This window comes from Microbacterium saccharophilum (assembly GCF_007992455.1).
In the GTDB taxonomy this organism is placed as follows: domain Bacteria; phylum Actinomycetota; class Actinomycetes; order Actinomycetales; family Microbacteriaceae; genus Microbacterium; species Microbacterium saccharophilum.
Window position 1 is genome coordinate 29401 of sequence record NZ_BKAH01000011.1, and the last position, 16681, is coordinate 46081.

The 16681-nt window shown below is 72.0% G+C and carries 18 protein-coding genes; 7 read left to right on the top strand and 11 right to left on the bottom strand.

Going from position 1 to position 16681, the window contains the following annotated elements:
• Positions 1-296: 296 nt before the first annotated feature.
• From MSA03_RS11050 to MSA03_RS11060, 3 genes are all read right to left on the bottom strand, one after another.
• The gene (locus MSA03_RS11050; protein ID WP_147051036.1) at positions 297-884 is read right to left on the bottom strand and encodes a dihydrofolate reductase family protein; all 588 of its coding nucleotides are present in this window, start codon (positions 882-884) and stop codon (positions 297-299) included.
• Positions 885-952: 68 nt separating this feature from the next.
• A complete protein-coding gene (locus tag MSA03_RS11055; RefSeq protein ID WP_147051037.1) occupies positions 953-1522 on the bottom strand; it encodes a DUF3027 domain-containing protein in 570 nt (189 codons plus the stop codon).
• Positions 1506-1889, bottom strand: a complete 384-nt coding sequence (locus MSA03_RS11060; protein WP_028495028.1) for a cold-shock protein — start codon at positions 1887-1889, stop codon at positions 1506-1508. The genes MSA03_RS11055 and MSA03_RS11060 overlap by 17 nt, the downstream gene beginning before the upstream one ends.
• 102 nt (positions 1890-1991) lie before the next feature.
• Between MSA03_RS11060 and MSA03_RS11065 the strand changes: the two genes are divergently transcribed.
• From MSA03_RS11065 to MSA03_RS11075, 3 genes are read left to right on the top strand one after another with little or no spacing between them, the layout of a single operon-like run.
• Positions 1992-2258 (top strand): multidrug ABC transporter ATPase, encoded by a 267-nt coding sequence (locus MSA03_RS11065; RefSeq protein ID WP_147051038.1) that lies wholly within the window; start codon positions 1992-1994, stop codon positions 2256-2258.
• A 1-nt stretch (position 2259) separates the two neighbouring features.
• A complete protein-coding gene (locus tag MSA03_RS11070; protein ID WP_147051039.1) occupies positions 2260-3969 on the top strand; it encodes a helicase-associated domain-containing protein in 1710 nt (569 codons plus the stop codon).
• A gap of 50 nt (positions 3970-4019) precedes the next feature.
• A complete protein-coding gene (locus tag MSA03_RS11075; protein ID WP_147051040.1) occupies positions 4020-5663 on the top strand; it encodes a DNA repair helicase XPB in 1644 nt (547 codons plus the stop codon).
• A 182-nt stretch (positions 5664-5845) separates the two neighbouring features.
• Here MSA03_RS11075 and MSA03_RS11080 read toward each other — a convergent pair whose 3' ends face one another.
• Positions 5846-6856 carry a CPBP family intramembrane glutamic endopeptidase gene (locus MSA03_RS11080; RefSeq protein ID WP_147051041.1) on the bottom strand — a complete coding sequence of 337 codons (1011 nt, stop codon included), beginning with the start codon at positions 6854-6856 and terminating at the stop codon, positions 5846-5848.
• A 43-nt stretch (positions 6857-6899) separates the two neighbouring features.
• Positions 6900-7814 (bottom strand): alpha/beta fold hydrolase, encoded by a 915-nt coding sequence (locus tag MSA03_RS11085; RefSeq protein WP_147051042.1) that lies wholly within the window; start codon positions 7812-7814, stop codon positions 6900-6902.
• Positions 7815-7865: 51 nt separating this feature from the next.
• Between MSA03_RS11085 and MSA03_RS11090 the strand changes: the two genes are divergently transcribed.
• The 4 genes from MSA03_RS11090 to MSA03_RS11105 all read left to right on the top strand — a co-directional run bounded on the left by MSA03_RS11090 (position 7866) and on the right by MSA03_RS11105 (position 11347).
• Positions 7866-8417, top strand: a complete 552-nt coding sequence (locus MSA03_RS11090) for a TetR/AcrR family transcriptional regulator (RefSeq protein ID WP_147051043.1) — start codon at positions 7866-7868, stop codon at positions 8415-8417.
• Positions 8418-8474: 57 nt separating this feature from the next.
• Positions 8475-9167, top strand: a complete 693-nt coding sequence (locus tag MSA03_RS11095; RefSeq protein WP_028495022.1) for a response regulator transcription factor — start codon at positions 8475-8477, stop codon at positions 9165-9167.
• Between the two features lie 145 nt (positions 9168-9312).
• Positions 9313-10938: a sensor histidine kinase gene (locus tag MSA03_RS11100; protein ID WP_170245494.1), complete on the top strand. Its 1626-nt coding sequence runs from the start codon at positions 9313-9315 to the stop codon at positions 10936-10938.
• Positions 10939-11044: 106 nt separating this feature from the next.
• Positions 11045-11347 carry a WXG100 family type VII secretion target gene (locus MSA03_RS11105; protein ID WP_371863098.1) on the top strand — a complete coding sequence of 101 codons (303 nt, stop codon included), beginning with the start codon at positions 11045-11047 and terminating at the stop codon, positions 11345-11347.
• A 93-nt stretch (positions 11348-11440) separates the two neighbouring features.
• Here the strand turns inward: MSA03_RS11105 and groL are convergent, their stop codons facing one another.
• From groL to MSA03_RS11135, 6 genes are all read right to left on the bottom strand, one after another.
• On the bottom strand, positions 11441-13060 hold the full coding sequence (gene groL / locus MSA03_RS11110; protein ID WP_028495019.1) for a chaperonin GroEL: 1620 nt from the start codon (positions 13058-13060) through the stop codon (positions 11441-11443).
• Positions 13061-13170: 110 nt separating this feature from the next.
• Positions 13171-14214, bottom strand: a complete 1044-nt coding sequence (locus tag MSA03_RS11115; RefSeq protein ID WP_170245493.1) for a DUF3048 domain-containing protein — start codon at positions 14212-14214, stop codon at positions 13171-13173.
• A 35-nt stretch (positions 14215-14249) separates the two neighbouring features.
• A complete protein-coding gene (locus MSA03_RS11120; RefSeq protein ID WP_028495017.1) occupies positions 14250-14450 on the bottom strand; it encodes a cold-shock protein in 201 nt (66 codons plus the stop codon).
• Between the two features lie 134 nt (positions 14451-14584).
• Positions 14585-15160 carry a LytR C-terminal domain-containing protein gene (locus tag MSA03_RS11125; RefSeq protein WP_147051046.1) on the bottom strand — a complete coding sequence of 192 codons (576 nt, stop codon included), beginning with the start codon at positions 15158-15160 and terminating at the stop codon, positions 14585-14587.
• Between the two features lie 9 nt (positions 15161-15169).
• Positions 15170-15430: a DUF3263 domain-containing protein gene (locus tag MSA03_RS11130; protein WP_028495015.1), complete on the bottom strand. Its 261-nt coding sequence runs from the start codon at positions 15428-15430 to the stop codon at positions 15170-15172.
• 269 nt (positions 15431-15699) lie between these two features.
• A complete protein-coding gene (locus MSA03_RS11135; protein WP_147051047.1) occupies positions 15700-16677 on the bottom strand; it encodes a DUF2332 domain-containing protein in 978 nt (325 codons plus the stop codon).
• Positions 16678-16681 lie beyond the last annotated feature (4 nt).

The following is a 16681-nucleotide window of genomic DNA, read 5'->3' on the forward strand; positions in this document are numbered from 1 at the left end:
GGTTTCTCACGCCCGTGCCCGACCGCGGGCACCGGTCGCCCACCGGGTCGCGGTCCGGCGCCGCACTCGACACCCTTCCCTGCGCTCCCGCGCCCCACACAGCGCCGACTGCGCCCGTCACGGCGCCGAGAAACCACATCCGGCATGAGACACACGCCCTGGCGTGGTTTCTCACGCTGGATGTGGTTTCTCACGCGGATGCCCGGGCCTCGCGCACCGGTCGCTCACGCCGGATGTGGTTTCTCACGCAGGTGCCCGGGCCTCGGGCACCGGTCGCCCGCGCGGGATGTGGTTTCTCACGCGGGATGTGGTTCCTCGGCCGCGACGCGGGCGGGCCGGTAGCGCTGGAGGACTGCGCCGGAGCGGAACTCACGGCGCTCCACCGGCTCGAGCCGGATGCGCTCGCGCAGGCCCGCGAGCAGCCTCGGTCCGTGCCCGGCGAGGACCGGCTGGACGACGAACTCGTACTCGTCGATCAGGCCCAGGTCCGCCAGCGCGAGGGGCAGCGTGACGCCGCCCACCCACAGTCCCTCGCCGGATCCCTGCTTGAGGTGCTCCACGGCGGGTCCCAGGTCGCCGCGGACGAGCTCGGCGTTCCAGTCGACGGCGCTCAGCGTGCTCGACACGACGTACTTCTTCGCCCGGTGGATCGCCTCCGCGAATGGGATCTCCCACTCCTCCATCCAGTCCGGCCACACCCCGCCGGCCGGCTTCCGCCAGGCGGACTGCATCATCTCGTAGGTCACCCGGCCGTAGAGAAGGGCGTCGGCGCGCTCCATCAGGGCCGTCCAGTGCCCCATCGACTCCTCGTCGGGAGGCAGGCCCGCCTCATGGTGGCAGCAGCCGTCGAGCGTGACGTTGATCGAGTAGCGAAGCGGTCTCATCTCGCCGATCCCCCTTGATGCGGGCCAGGATCGGACAACCCTAGCCGCGCGGGGACCGGAGCGGGAGGTCAGTCCTCGTCTTCGTCGTCCTCGTCGTCCTCGTCGTCCTCGTCGTCCTCGTCGGCGTCCGCATCCTCGTCGAGCACGTCGATGTCGACGCCGTCGACGTCGCCGGCGTGCAGGATGGGCGACCCGTCCTCGTCGAAGTCCGCGGCGTCCATGTCGTCGAGGTCGCCGAGCGCATCGTCGTCGTCCTCGTCCGCATCCTCATCGGCGTCGCCGTCCGCGGACTCGCCCGCAGCCTCGGCGAGCGCCGCCTGCGCGGCCTGGTAGTCGGCGAGACGCTCCGCCCACGGGGTCCACTCGGGCGCCAGCAGCGCGCCGTCGCCGGGCAGCAGCTCGACCTCGAGGACCGTGGGCTCCGCGCCCTCGACGACGGCGAGGCTCACGGTCCAGAACCAGCCCGGGTACCCCTCGAGGCGGTTGTGGAACCGCAGCGAGACGACCCCGTCCTCCTCCAGTGTGTAGCCGGCGGCATCGCCGACGGTGGCCGGTGCCGTGATCTCGTACAGCGCCGCACGAGCGAGATCGTGTGCGCTCAGGAGCCGCTCGTCGGCGGGCTCAGGCGTCGAGGTCATCGGCGACCTTCCGCAGCACGGCTGCGATCTTGCGTCCGTGCGACGGGGTCGGGTAACGGCCGTGGCGGAGGTCGCCGCCGATCCCGTCGAGCAGCTTGACGAGGTCCTCGACGATGATCGCCATGTCGTCGGCGGGCTTCCGGTTGCGCTTGGCGAGGCTGACCGGCGCCTCGAGCACCCGCACCGCGAGAGCCTGCAGCCCGCGCTTGCCGTCGGCCACACCGAAGTCGAGTCGGGTGCCCTGCTTCAGAGTCGTGACTCCGGCGGGCAGCGCCGTGGCGTGCAGGAAGACGTCCTGGCCGTCATCGGTCGTGATGAAGCCGAACCCCTTCTCCTCGTCGTAGAACCTGACCTTGCCGGTGGGCATCTCAACCTCGCTCTCGCCCGCATGCGGGCGCAGTCCAACCGGGACCGTTCAGCCCCGCCCTCCAGCCTACGACACCGGCCGCGACCCAGTAGGCTGGAACGGATGAGCACACCACACTCCGGCGAGGATCTGCCGGTTCGCCGGATCGATCGCATCCTCGCGTTCATGTCCCTGGGGCTGCTCGTGCTGTCCATCCTGTGCTTCCTCGCGATCATCATCGGCACGACAGCCGGCGCCGACTTCAGCGCCGGTCTGTGGCCGGCCCTCGGCACGATCGTCTACATCGCGCCGATCCTGGCCTTCGTGCTGCTCGTGGCGGTGCTCGTGATGACCTTCGTCAGAAGGGCGCGGGCCAACAAGGGCTCCTGACGTGGCCGCCACGGATGCCCGAGTCCTCGCGAGCACGCTCGCGGCGCTCGCGGACGAGCCCTTGCGGCGGATCCTGGCCGAACGGCGCGTCCCGCCGGCCACCGCGTGGGCCGATTACTACGACATGGCCGAGGCGCTCCTCGACCCGGTCCTGCTCGGCCGCGGGATCGCCGCGCTGTCCCGCACGGACGCGGACGCCCTGCAGCGGGCGCTGGATGACGGCACGCCGGTGCCGCCCGGCCCGCACCGCGACGACCTGACCGCGCGGGGCTTCCTCGACGACGAGGGGATGCCGTTCCGCGGCCTCCGCGACGTCTGGCCGGGCCTCGAGCCCGCTGTCTCCCTCGACACCGCTCCGGCCGCGGCGGACTCGGCCGAGCACGCCGCCGAGCGCGCGTTCGCGGCATCCACGTCCCTCGCCGACATCCTGCAGCTGAGTCTCGCGGCGCCCCTGAACCGGATCGGCTCCGGCGCGCTGGGTGCCGGAGACCGCCGGCGGCTCGTCGATTCCGGCGCCGCGAGCGACGGCGAAGAGGCCGACGAGCTCATCGCGATCGCGGAGCATGCCGGGCTCATCGCCCCGAGCGACCGGCAGTGGCTCGTCACCGCGACGGGCGTCGAGTGGCTCGCGACGGGCACCGTCCCGCGCTGGGCGAGCATCGCCCGGGCGCTGCGCGACACGCTCCCCTCCGCGCTGCACGACGGCGACGGCGGCTGGATCCCGCTCCCGCAGTGGCCCGGCGCCTACCCGTTCGACACGACCTGGCCGCTGCGCGCCGCCCGCAGCCGGCGGATGCTCGAGCGCTGGGCGATGATCGACGGCTCCGGAGCGACGCCCCCGTGGGCCGCGGGCCTCGCCCGCGGCGGCGACGCCGATCATGCCGCGCTGCAGGCGCTCCTCCCGCCCGAGGTCGACCGCGTCTACCTGCAGAACGACCTCACCGCCATCTCCCCCGGCCCGCTCGCGCCGCACCTCGACATGCGGCTGCGCACGATGGCGCGCCGCGAATCCCGCGCACAGGCGTCTACCTACCGCTTCACGGCGGAGTCGCTGAGCTCCGCGCTCACGGCGGGCGAGACGGCCGAGACGCTCCGCAGCTTCCTCGAGGAGCTGTCCCTCACCGGCCTCCCGCAGCCTCTCGCGTACGAGATCGAGCGCAGCGCGGCCCGCCATGGCACCATCCGGGTCGGTCCGGATGCCGCGGGCCGCACCCGCGTCACGAGCCACGACCGCGCGCTGCTGCGCGCCGTGGCCGTCGACCAGGCGCTCCGCCCGCTCGGCCTCTACCTCGACGGCGAGGTGCTGATCAGCCGGAGCCTCCCCGAGACGGCGTTCTGGATGCTGGCCGACGCCCGCTACCCCGTCGTGTCCGTCGACATCGACGGGAACCCCCGCGCCCTCGATCGGCACCGCCTCGCGGCGGAGCCGCACGGCCTGCCCGCCGACCCCTACGCGGGTCTCCTGGCCCGCCTGCGCGGGGCGAACAGCGACGACTCGGATGCCGCGTGGCTCGGCCGCGAACTGGAGCAGGCCGTCCGCTCCCACGCCATCGTCACGATCGTCGTGCGCCTGCCGGACGGCTCGGACCGGGAGATCACGATGGAGGCCACCGGGCTCGGCGGCGGCCGCCTCCGCGGTCGCGACCGCGCCGCCGACGTCGAGCGGACCCTGCCCGTCTCGAGCATCGTCAGCGTCCGCCCCGGTGCCTGACGGCGCCCGCACCGGCCCGCGCCCCGGCCGCTCCGGTAGAATCGTCCGTTATGGCTGACGGCCCCCTCATCGTGCAGAGCGACCGGACGGTGCTGCTCGAAGTGGCACACCCCCACGCCGAAGACGCGCGCCACGAGCTCGCGGTCTTCGCGGAGCTGGAGCGCGCCCCCGAGCACATCCACACCTACCGGATCACGCGGCTCGGGCTGTGGAACGCCCGCGCGGCCGGTCACGACGCCGAGGACATGCTCGCGACCCTCGACCGCTGGTCGCGCTTCCCCGTGCCGCCGTCGGTGTCCATCGACATCCGCGAGACCGTCGGCCGGTACGGCCGACTCACGATCGAGCGCGACGACGAGGGCACCCTCATCCTCAAGTCGACGGATGCCGCGGTGCTGTCCGAGGTGGCCCGCAACAAGCGCATCCAGCCGCTGCTGATCGGGCAGCCGGCCGCCGGCGTCTACGTCATCGACGCGTGGGCGCGCGGGCACATCAAGCAGGAGCTGCTGAAGATCGGGTGGCCCGCCGAGGACCACGCCGGGTACACGCCCGGCACGCCGCACGAGATCGACCTGCACGAGGACGGCTGGACGCTGCGCCCCTACCAGCGCAAGGCCGTCGACACGTTCAGCGCCGACGGGTCGGGCGTCGTCGTGCTCCCCTGCGGCGCCGGCAAGACGCTCGTCGGCGCGGCGGCGATGGCCGACACGAAGACGACGACCCTCATCCTCGTGACCAACACGGTGAGCGCGCGGCAGTGGCGCGACGAGCTGCTCAAGCGCACGTCGCTGACCCCCGAGGAGATCGGCGAGTACTCCGGTCAGTCCAAGGAGGTCAAGCCGGTCACGATCGCGACCTACCAAATCCTCACCGCGAAGCGGAAGGGCGAGTACGCCCACCTGGCGCTGCTGGACGCCCTGGACTGGGGCCTCATCGTCTACGACGAGGTGCACCTGCTCCCGGCGCCCGTGTTCAAGCTCACGGCCGACCTGCAGGCGCGGCGCCGGCTGGGCCTGACCGCGACGCTCGTGCGCGAGGACGGCCGGGAGGGCGACGTGTTCAGCCTCATCGGCCCCAAGCGGTTCGACGCCCCGTGGAAGGAGATCGAGTCGCAGGGCTTCATCTCCCCCGCCGTCTGCTACGAAGTGCGCATCGACCTCCCGGCATCCGATCGCCTGGAGTACGCCGCCGCCGCAGACGAGGACCGCTACCGTCTCGCCGCGACGGCGCACGCGAAGATCGGCGTCGTCCGCGACCTCGTCGCGCGGCACGCCGGCGAGCAGATCCTCGTCATCGGGCAGTACCTCGACCAGATCGACATCCTCGCGGAGGCCCTGGACGCCCCGTCGATCACCGGCGCCACGCCCGTCGACGAGCGCGAGGTGCTGTACGCCGCGTTCCGTGAGGGCCGCATCCCGCTCCTGGTCGTCTCCAAGGTCGCGAACTTCTCGATCGACCTGCCCGAGGCGTCCGTGGCGATCCAGGTCTCCGGATCGTTCGGCTCACGCCAGGAGGAGGCCCAGCGCCTCGGCCGGCTGCTGCGCCCGAAGACCTCGGGGCACACCGCGAGCTTCTACACGCTCATCGCGCGCGACACCGTCGACCAGGACTACGCGCAGAACCGCCAGCGCTTCCTCGCCGAGCAGGGCTACAGCTACACGATCCTCGACGCCGACCAGCTCGCCGCCGCGTAGGGCGCCGGGGGTCCGGGTGGCCGGGTGGGTCCGGGGTGCCGGGCCGCCCGGCATCCGGCATCCCGATGTCACACCTCGCGCGGGTACCCGCGCTACTCGGTCGCGCGTTCTGTGACACGCCGCGCGCCGATGTCACGAGTGACGACGGTGCGCGCGGCGATACCCGCAGCTTCTGTGACGCGCTACGCCGACGGCGACGCCGACGGCGCCGGCACCGGCGGGGTCAGCACGAGCGTGCGGCCGAGCTTCGCGCGGCGGAACATGAGCTCCACGGCGCCGACATACGCGGCGATGACGATCGCCGACCAGAAGAAGCTCGCAAGGCCGGGCGAGGAATCGTTCACGTCGCCGAGCCCCGCGAGTGCGAGCAGGAACGCCAGCAGGTTGTTGACGACGTGCAGCGCGATGGCGGCCTCGAGCCCTCCGGTCCGCCACGTGAGCCAGCCCGCGGCGATCGCGAAGATCCCCACGCTCACCTGCCCCAGCGGGTCGTAGAGGTGACCGAGGACGAAGAGCGGCACCGGCAGCAGGATCGCGAACGCCGGATGCCGCAGCCACCGCCCGATGGCCTGCTGCAGGTAGCCGCGGAAGACGTACTCCTCCGCCGCGGCCTGCAGCGGGATGAGCAGCAGCAGCACGGCGAGGGTCGCCCACAGCGCCGGGTTCTCCTGCGGCGGCACGACGCCGCCGCCGTCCCCCGCCTCGGCGGGCAGGAGCGCGGAAAGGCCGCTCAGCGCCAGGGAGATGACGATCGCGACGGCGCCGCACAGCAGCATCCACCGCCAGCGCAGCCGCCCCGCGGCGGACGAGACGAGCCCCACCCGGCGGCCGTTGACGATGAGGGATGCCAGGACGTACGCCGGGAGCATCAGCACGATGGTGCCGAGGGTGAGGGCGATGAGGAACGGGTCGGTCAGATCGAAGGCGATGCCCTGGCCGAGGGTCAGGATGCGCTCGGCGAACGCCGGGTCGGCGAGGGAGACCGCGATGAGGGCGACGAGCACGATGCCCAGCAGCGCCGCGTAGAACGCGATGCCGAGGATGCCGACGACGAGCGGCGTCCACCAGGCGCTCCGGCGCCGCGCGAACACGAGCCGGTGGAACGCGAGCCCGCCGGTGAGCGCATCGACGGGAAGCGGGGCGGGAGCGGGCGCGGGGCGGAGAGCCGGCGGCGCGGGGGTGGGCGTCGTCATGCCTCCATCTTCGCCGATCCGGACGGAGGGACGGCGAGCGGGTTCAGTCGGCTCCACCCGCCCGGCGCAACCAGTCCACGGCGAGGGCCGCGACGGCGTCCGGGGCGTCATCCGTGACGAAGTGGGCGGCGTCCGGGATGAAGGCCAGTTCGAAGCGCTCGGCGTAGCGGTCGTGGTCGCGGCACATGCCGCGCACGACCGGCTCGGTGAACGGCCGGTCCTCTTGCCCGAACGCCAGCAGGGTCGGCGGCTGCAGGCGCATCCGCTTGTAGTGGGTGCCCATCAGCCGGGGCAGCTCGGGGCCGATCATCCCGAGGACGACCTTGCGGGTAGCCCGCGCCACCTCGGGCCGCTGCTCCACACGCAGGTAGCTATCCAGCGTCGCTTCCGACATCGGATGCACCGCCCACGGCGGCCCGAGGGTCCAGCGCAGCGACTGCCGATGCCCGCCCCACAGCATCCGGGGGTACACGCGGAACGCCGGCAGCATCCGCGGCGTGAACCGCATGAAGCCCGGCGGGACCGACATCTGCACGAGCGTGCGCACCCGTGCCGGATGCGCGTAGGCCAGGTGCATCCCGGTCACCGCCCCCAGATCATGGGTTATGACGTGGGCGCGGTCGATCCCGAGCACCTCCATCAGTGCGATGAGGTCGTGCATGCGCGTCTCGTGGCCGATGCGCGGGTCGTCCGCCTCCGTCCAGCCCGCACCCCGCAGGTCGGGGCAGATCACGCGGTACCCCTGCGCCGCGATCGCGGGGGCGATGTCGCGCCATTGCCACCAGTGCTCCGGGAAGCCGTGCAGGAGCAGGACGGGCGGTCCCTCCCCGACCGTGGCGACGTGGGTGCGGAGCCCCGGCGTCTCGACGATCGTGTGGGCGAAGCCCGGCGCGGCCGGCAGCGGCGGGCTCCAGATCGTGGTGTCGGCGGCCGGCCCGCCGGCGTGTGGCGTGTCCATGCGGCGACGATACTACGTTCGTAGTGCCCGCGTCGGCCGTAGGGTCGGAGCGTGACCGACACCCGCAGCCGCGCCCTCGACGCCGCCGTCACCCTCGTCGGCGAGCAGGGCATCCGCGCGCTCACGCACGCGCGCGTCGACGAGCGCGCCGGGCTCCCCAAGGGATCGACGTCGAACTGGTTCCGCACGCGCCACGCGCTCGTCGCCGGTGTCACCGCCTGGATCGCGGAGCGGGAGCGCGCCGACTTCGCCGCCGCTTCCGGCGACGCGCCGCGCGACGCGGACGAGCTCATCGACGCCTTCAGCGCGATGGTCGCGGCGGAGACCGGCCCGTTCGCATCCCGCAGCCGGGCCCGGTACGCCATGTTCCTCGAGGGGGCGGCCGACCCGGAGCTGCTCGCCCCGCTGCTGGCGCAGCGTGCGGCGTTCGAAGAATGGATGCGGGCGCTCCTGGCCGGCATCGGGATCACGCCGGACCACGACCTCACGCGGGCGACCATGGCGGGGCTGGAGGGCCTCGTCCTGCACCGGCTGACCGTGGATCCGAACGCCGAGATCCGCCCCGTCGTCGCCCGGATCGTGCGGGGCGCCAGGGTCCGCTGAGCCCGGCGTACCGCCGATATCCAGCACACACATGAGATCCGGTGCCAGGATGGGGCTATGACCGCAGCGCGCATCCTCGTCGTCGACGACGAGCCGAACATCCGGGACCTGCTGGTGACGAGCCTCCGCTTCGCCGGCTATCAGGTCCGCGCCGTCGCCAACGGGGCGCAGACGATCTCCGCCGTCCTGGAGGAGGAACCCGACCTCATCATCCTCGATGTCATGCTCCCCGACATGAACGGGTTCAGCGTGACCAAGCGGCTCCGCGGCGCCGGCTACACCGCACCCATCCTCTTCCTCACCGCGAAGGACGAGACCGAGGACAAGATCGAAGGTCTCAACGCCGGCGGCGACGATTACGTCACGAAGCCGTTCAGCCTCGACGAGATCGTCGCCCGCATCGAGGCGATCCTCCGCCGGACGATGCAGGCCGACGAGGAGTCCACCATCCGCGCCGGCGAGCTGACGATGGACCAGGACACCCACGACGTCCTCGTCGGCGACGTGTCGATCGACCTGTCCCCCACCGAGTTCAAGCTGCTGCGCTACCTGATGCTGAACCCGAACCGGGTGCTCAGCAAGGCGCAGATCCTCGACCATGTCTGGGAGTACGACTTCAACGGGGACGCCGGGATCGTGGAGAGCTACATCTCCTACCTGCGCCGCAAGATCGACCCGTACTCGTCCGAGCCGCTCATCCAGACCAAGCGCGGATTCGGCTACATGCTGAAGGCCGGCAAGACCTCGTAGGACCCGGGAGGCCCGGGTGGCCGCGCAGGAGAAGAAGACCGACCGGGTCACCGCATGGTGGCGCGGCATCAGCCTGCGCGCCAAGGTCACGGGCGTCACCGTCGCCGTCCTGACGATCGGCCTGTTCGCGTCCGGCATCGGGACGATGATCTTCCTCCGAAACGCCCAGGTCGCCGAGCGCGACCAGTCGCTGAGCCAGACCGTCACGACGGACCTCGCCAGCAGCCTGCTCGACGTCGAGGTGGTCGACGGCGTCGCGCGGTTCGAGCGGCGCGACGCGTCGACGCTCAGCCCCTTCTTCATCGCCGTGTACGGCGCCGACGGCACCCTGCTCGCCACCGACGGGCCGTCCAGTGCCGTCTGGCCGGACTTCCCGGAGACCGTCGCGCTCGACGAGCCCCTCATGCGCGGCACGGCGCCCTTCGAGCTGACCTCCGAGGCGGGCACCGCGACCTTCCACGCGAGCGTCGACACGCTGCAGATCGCGGGCGCCCGCGAGCTCAACGTGCAGCTGCTCGCCCTGCCACTGGCCCCGGTCAATCAGACGGTCGCGAACTTCATCGGCATCTACACGGCGCTCGCGATCCTCACGATCCTGCTCGGGGCCCTCACGACGCGACTGCTCGTGACGTTGACCTTCCGCGGTCTCGGGCAGGTGGAGGCGACGGCCATGTCGATCGCGGCGGGCGACTTCACGCAGCGGATGACGGACATCACGCCCCGCACGGAGGTCGGTCGGCTGAAGACCGCGATCAATGCGATGCTCGACCGGGTCGATCAGGCCCTCGGACAGCGGGACGCCTCGGTGCAGCAGATGCGCCGCTTCATCGGCGACGCCAGCCATGAACTGCGGACGCCGCTGGTCACGGTCCGCGGATACGCCGAGCTGTACCGGATGGGGGCGATCTCGGGGCCGGAGCAGACCGCCCAGTCGATGGAGCGCATCGAGAAGGAGGCGATCCGGATGGGCGTGCTCGTCGAGGACCTCCTCGCACTCGCGCGACTGGACGAGCGTCGCGACCTCGTCGTGACCGCCGTGGATCTCCGCCCTATCGCGCAGGATGCCGTGCTGGACGCCCGAGTGACCGCCCCGGAGCGGGAGGTCACCTTCGTCGACACGACGGCCCTGCCGGAGCGTGAGACGAAGGATGCCGTGCCGACGGGGCCGGCGGCGGCCGGCGGGCCGGCAGGCGCGACGCGGCGGCCGAACGCTGCCCGGACGGGCGCGCCGTTCTCCCTGCTCCGTCGGCGACCCCGGCCAGGCAGCGCGGCCGAGCTGGCGGGGTCCGGCGCGGCGCTCAGTGAGCCCACCCCCCTGCCGGACGCCCGCGACGACGTCGCGCCCGTCGTGCTGGGCGATGAGAACCGCATCCGCCAGGTCGTCGCGAACCTGCTGGGCAACGCCCGCCGCTACACTCCGCCCGGGTCGCCGATCGAGATCGCGGTCGGCCTCGATGCCCGCAACGGCATGGGATGGATCGCCGTGTGCGACCACGGCGAAGGCATCCCGGAGCAGATCCGCGACAAGATCTTCCAGCGCTTCTGGCGCGCCGACACGTCCCGCACGCGCGAGACCGGCGGCTCCGGGCTGGGCCTGTCCATCGTCGCCTCGATCGTCGACGCGCTGCACGGCTCGATCGCCGTCACCGAGACGCCCGGCGGCGGCGCGACCTTCCGCGTGTCCCTTCCCCTGGCCCAGGAGCGGAACCCGCAGGAGCACCTGCTCATCGAGACGCAGCCGCTGCCCCGGATGCGGCCCGCCGAGCAGTAGCGGGCGGCGCCTCCTCCCCAGCCAGCATCCCCGCGGCCCCGTCCCCCGGCATCCGCGCGCGTGCCCGTGGGTCGATGCGCGTGCGTACCGTGGCGGGCATCACCCCGTGAAGGAGCTCACCATGGCCGTCTTCTCCGTCGACAGCGACGCCGTCCTCACCGCCACCTCCGCCGTCCGCGCCACGAGCGATCGCCTGCAGGGCGAGACGGCGGCGATGCTCGCCCAGCTCACTCAGCTGCAGGGATCGTGGACGGGTGCCGCCTCCGTCGCCTTCCAGGGGGTCGTGGAACGCTGGCGCGCCGCACAGCGCGATCTCGACGCCGCCCTCGCCGACATCAACGCCGCCCTGACCTCGGCGGGCACGCAGTACGCGCAGACCGAGTCGTCGGCGGCGGGCCTCTTCCGGTGAGCTGACCGGTGACCGGTGACCGGTGACCCCGGCACGCAACGACGAAGGGCCCCGACCGGAGTCGGGGCCCTTCGCTGGATCAATCGCTGGGACTCAGAAGTCCATGCCACCGGTCGGGTCGCCGGCCGGAGCCGACGCCTTCTCCGGCTTGTCGGCGACGACGACCTCGGTCGTGAGGAACAGACCGGCGATCGACGCGGCGTTCTGCAGCGCCGAGCGGGTGACCTTCGCCGGGTCGATGATGCCCGCGGCGAACATGTCGACGTACTCGCCGGTGGCCGCGTTCAGGCCGTGACCGGCCTCGAGCTCGGCGACCTTGTTGGCGACGACACCCGGCTCGAGACCGGCGTTCAGCGCGATCTGCTTGAGCGGAGCCTCAATGGCCACCTTGACGATGTTCGCACCGGTCGCCTCGTCGCCCTCGAGCTGGAGGTTGCCGAAGACACGCTGACCGGCCTGAATGAGCGCCACGCCACCACCGGGGACGATGCCCTCCTCGACAGCCGCCTTCGCGTTGCGGACGGCGTCCTCGATGCGGTGCTTGCGCTCCTTGAGCTCGACCTCGGTCGCGGCACCCGCCTTGATGACGGCGACGCCGCCGGCGAGCTTCGCGAGGCGCTCCTGGAGCTTCTCACGGTCGTAGTCGCTGTCCGTGTTCTCGATCTCGCGGCGGATCTGCGTGACGCGGCCCTCGATCTGGCCGGCGTCGCCGGCACCCTCGATGATCGTCGTCTCGTCCTTGGTGATGATCACCTTGCGGGCGCGGCCGAGCAGGTCGGTCGTGGCGTTCTCGAGCTTGAGGCCCACCTCTTCGGTGATGACCTGGCCGCCGGTGAGGATCGCGATGTCCTGCAGCTGAGCCTTGCGACGGTCGCCGAAGCCGGGAGCCTTGACGGCGACCGACTTGAAGATGCCGCGGATCTTGTTGAGCACGAGCGTCGCGAGAGCCTCGCCCTCGACGTCCTCGGCGATGATGAGGAGCTCCTTGCCCTCCTGGATCACCTTGTCGACGATCGGCAGAAGGTCCTTGATGTTCGAGATCTTCTGATTCGCGATGAGGATGTACGGGTCCTCGAAGACCGCTTCCTGGCGCTCCGGGTCCGTGACGAAGTAGGGGTTGATGTAACCCTTGTCGAAGCGCATGCCCTCGGTGAGCTCGAGCTCGGTGCCGAAGGTGTTCGACTCCTCGACGGTGACGACACCCTCCTTGCCGACCTTGTCGATGGCCTCGGCGATGAGCTCGCCGATCTCCGGGTCAGCAGCCGAGATGGATGCCGTGGCGGCGATCTCCTCGCGGGTCTCGACCTCCTTGGCAGAGGACAGCAGCTCGTCGGAGAGAGCCTTGACGGCCTTCTCGATGCCCTTCTTCAGGGAGATGGGGTCGGCGCCGGCTGCGACGTTGCGCAGGCCTTCGCGGACGAGCGCCTGAGCGAGGACCGTGGCGGTCGTCGTGCCGTCACCGGCGACGTCGTCGGTCTTCTTGGCGACCTCCTTGACGAGCTCCGCGCCGATCTTCTCGTACGGGTCGTCGAGTTCGATCTCCTTGGCGATCGAGACGCCGTCGTTCGTGATGGTGGGGGCGCCCCACTTCTTCTCGAGCACGACGTTGCGACCGCGGGGGCCGAGCGTCACCTTGACGGCGTCAGCCAGGATGTTGAGGCCGCGCTCGAGGCCGCGTCGGGCCTCTTCGTCGAAAGCGATGATCTTTGCCATAAGTGTGTCGTCCCTCCCGGACGTGAGGATGAGTCATTAGCACTCGCTATCCGTGAGTGCTAACCCATTCTGGCACTCGGCCATGGGGAGTGCAAGCTGCGCGGGACGCGTCAGCCGGTGACCGAGATGCTTCCGGAGGTCGGGACCAGCTCCACCCACGTGTTGCCGGGCGCCAGCCGGATCTCGCCGCCGGCGGCGTTCGTCAACGCGATCGGGGAGGTCTGGCTCTGCTTCGACCAGCGACCGCGGATGACGCTTCCGCCGGTGGAGACCCAGGCGTCGCCGCTGTCGACCATGACGGTGCGCGGCACGATGCCGTAGGACCAGTCGATCGCCACCTGCAGCACCACGACGTTGGTCGCCCGCAGCTGTGCGCCCGCCGCGTCGAGGTCGGCGCGGCCGTCCTGCGAACGGAGGTAGGCGGCCGAGCCGGCATCCCATCGCCACGACCGTGCCGACACGGTCGAGAACCGCACGTCGATGCCGCCGGCGGCGGCGCCGAAGATCGGCGCGTGCCCGCGCGGGGCGAAGAGGAACTGCACGGGCGGGGGCGCGATCGTGGCGTACTCCGCACGCAGCTCCCGCGCCTCGACGACCACGTTGTGCGGCGCCGTGTGCGACGTCGCACGGTACATGAACCGGTCGTCCGCACCGCCGTGGATAGCGTTGTGCACGTCGGTGTCCTGCATCATCGCGACGAAGCGCTCCTGCCCGCCGGAGTAGGCGGCGATCCCGCCGAACGGCGCGATGATGTCGGGGTCCATGGGCCGGATGCTGCGGACCGGCCCGATCTCGTCGGGCACGTCGGAGTGCCAGACGGCGACGTAGCGCGTGATGCCGCCCTCGACGAGCTCTTCGAACACGATGTCGGTGTGCTCCAGGCCCCACTGCGGCCGGGCATCCGGGTGGTTGTCGATCTTGGCGGACAGCGCCGGCCCCAGGGCCGCGGCATCCTCGACGACGGTGCCCCGCAGCGGCGCGGTCTGGACGACGGGGACCGGTGTGGGAGTGGATGACGGCGTCGGCTCCGCGGAATGCGTGACGCGCGGCGTCGGCGGGGGCGCGGCGGCCGGGGTGGGCGCGCACGCGGAGAGGAGCAGACCCGCCGTCGCGAACGCCGCAGCGCCCGCGAGGCGAGCACGACGGAGGTTCACGCCCACAGGCTACTGCGCGGCGGCCGCACCGGCGCTCAGACGGGCCGCACGGATTCGGCCTGCGGACCCTTCTGACCGGTGCCGACCGTGAACTCGACCTTCTGGCCCTCTTCGAGGACACGGAAGCCGTTCATCTCGATGTTCGAGTAGTGCACGAACACATCCTGGCCGTCGACGACGGTGATGAAGCCGTAGCCCTTCTCTGCGTTGAACCATTTGACAGTGCCCTGGGTCATGCGAATCTCCTGAAGCTGTGGGACCTCGCCATGCTAGCCACGCGGCCGCGGCCGGATCCCGGCATCCGGGAACTGTTGACCGCGCCGCATAGAACTGTTCACACGCGTGAAACACACGCCGCGCGCGGCGCCGATCAGGGGGTCGGCGTGGAGTCGCCGGCGGCGCCGGCGCGATCGAGACCGATCACGACGGCGAGCTGGCGCGCGTCCGGGTCGTCGGCGGGCTGGTACGCGTCGTCGAGCACGAGCCGCGTCGCGCCGACGAGCTGAGCGACGCCGCGCGCGGCACCCTCGTCCTCGGCCGTCGGGTAGTACACCGTCGTCAGCTCGAAGTCGTCCGCGCCCGCCTCGCTGGCCAGCACGGCCTCGCCGGCCCAGCCCGCATCCAGGATCTCGTCGCGGACGAGATTGGCGAGGCCGCGCTCCCCCGTCGCGTTGAGCACGAGCACGGTGTAGCCGGTGTCGATCGTGGGCTCGGCCGTCGCGACGGGAGCCGGAGATCCGGACGGCGCCGGGAAGGGCACGACGCGGCCGGTGGCGACGAGGGTCCCGAAGATCCCGATGGCGATCAGGGCGACCGTGGCGACCGCGGACCAGAGGAGGACGAGCCCGCCGCGCAGCCGGGGGTTCTCCGCGCGGTGCGCGCCGACGCGGCCGCGATCGACCGGGAGGTCATCGAAACGGTCCTTCGGGTCGGGCGTTTTCGGCACCAGAGAATGCTACCGGGGGGATGCTGTGAGCACGGACGCCCGGGAGAGGCGAGCCCGCTCGCGGGCGTCGCGGAGGCGGCGCAGCCGGTGCACGAGCATCGGGTCGTGGGCCAGTGCGTCGGCGTCGTCGATGAGGCGGCCGAGGAGCTGGTAGTACCGCGCCGGGGTCAGACCGAGCTCGACGCGGACGGCCTCCTCCTTCGCGGCGCCGTGCCGCTGCCACCGCGCCTCGAACGCCAGCAGGTCGCGGTCGCGGTCGGAGAGGGGCACGTCCTCACGCTAACCCGGAGGCTGCCCGCCGCCGCGGCGCCACACCCGGCTCGGCCGGATGCGGGGCGCTGTGGCGGCGTGGGACGTCGCGCTGCGCGCGGCGGGCACGCGGTCGCACTGCAAAACGCAGGGCCGAGTGTGACTCGTGGGGCGCGACTGGCTCACAAGCCCCACCGGTCACAACCGATCCTGCAGTTCGCTGCGAATCGCCGCCCAGCACGGCGGACATGACGCCACGGCCGCCCAGTCCCCCGCACGCCAGGGAAGGCTCAGAACCGCAACCAGGCCCCGAGCGGATCGGCGGCGGCCAGCACCTCGCCGTCCAGGGCCACGGCGAAGCCGCCGGGCCAGTCCGCGATCGGCGCGTTCCAGCCGTCGTGGAGCGCCGGGTCGTCGATCGTGACCCAGCGGCCCGCACGCCGGGCGGCCTCGATGACGCGGCGGCGGTCGGCCGACGGGATGTGCGCGAGCACGCCGGGCGTCGTGACGACGAGCGTCGCGTCGGCCGGCGCCTCGGCGGCGACCGACGCGAGGAGGTCCACAGCGTCGCCGGCGACGAGGAGCGGCGGGTCGGCGGCGGCGACCGCGACGGCCGCGGCGATGCGCTCCGCACGTCCGGTCTCGCCGGGCCAGACGAGCCGCGTGAGCCACGCCGCCGTATCGGGCGCCGTCGGGTCGAGCGGATTGAGGTCGATCCCGGCGCGCCAGACCACCTCGGGCAGCCGCAGCGGCGGAAGCGTCCCGCGCACCTCGCACACGAGCTCCACCGCCGACGGCCCGTCGGCGGGATCGAGGCGCACGTCGCCGCCGTCGCCGGAACCGCCGACGTATCGGTACGAGTACCGGTCGGGGTACAGGCACAGGCCCGCGCTCGCGCCGATCTCGAGCAGCGCGATGGGTCCCGGGATGCGGCTGAGCGCGGGCAGCAGCGCGGCGCACCGCAGCGGCTCGTTGGATTGCAGCGACCGGCGCGCGCACTCGGCGACGACGCCGTCGGCGTGCGCGAGCAGCCACGCGCGCCACCCGTCGAAGGACGGCTCCCCCGCGCCCAGCAGCCGCGTGACGGCGAAGACGAGCGGCGGCTGGCGCCGGTTCGCCGGGATGCGGGCGAGCACGGCCTGCACGTCGGCATCGGCCGCAACACCCGCGGCCCACTCCTCGTACACCGCGGACCGGCCAGGAGCCTCCGCGGCGGCGAAGCGGGCGTAGCGCGCGGCGACCGCATCCGTCTCGCTCTGCGTCACCATCCGA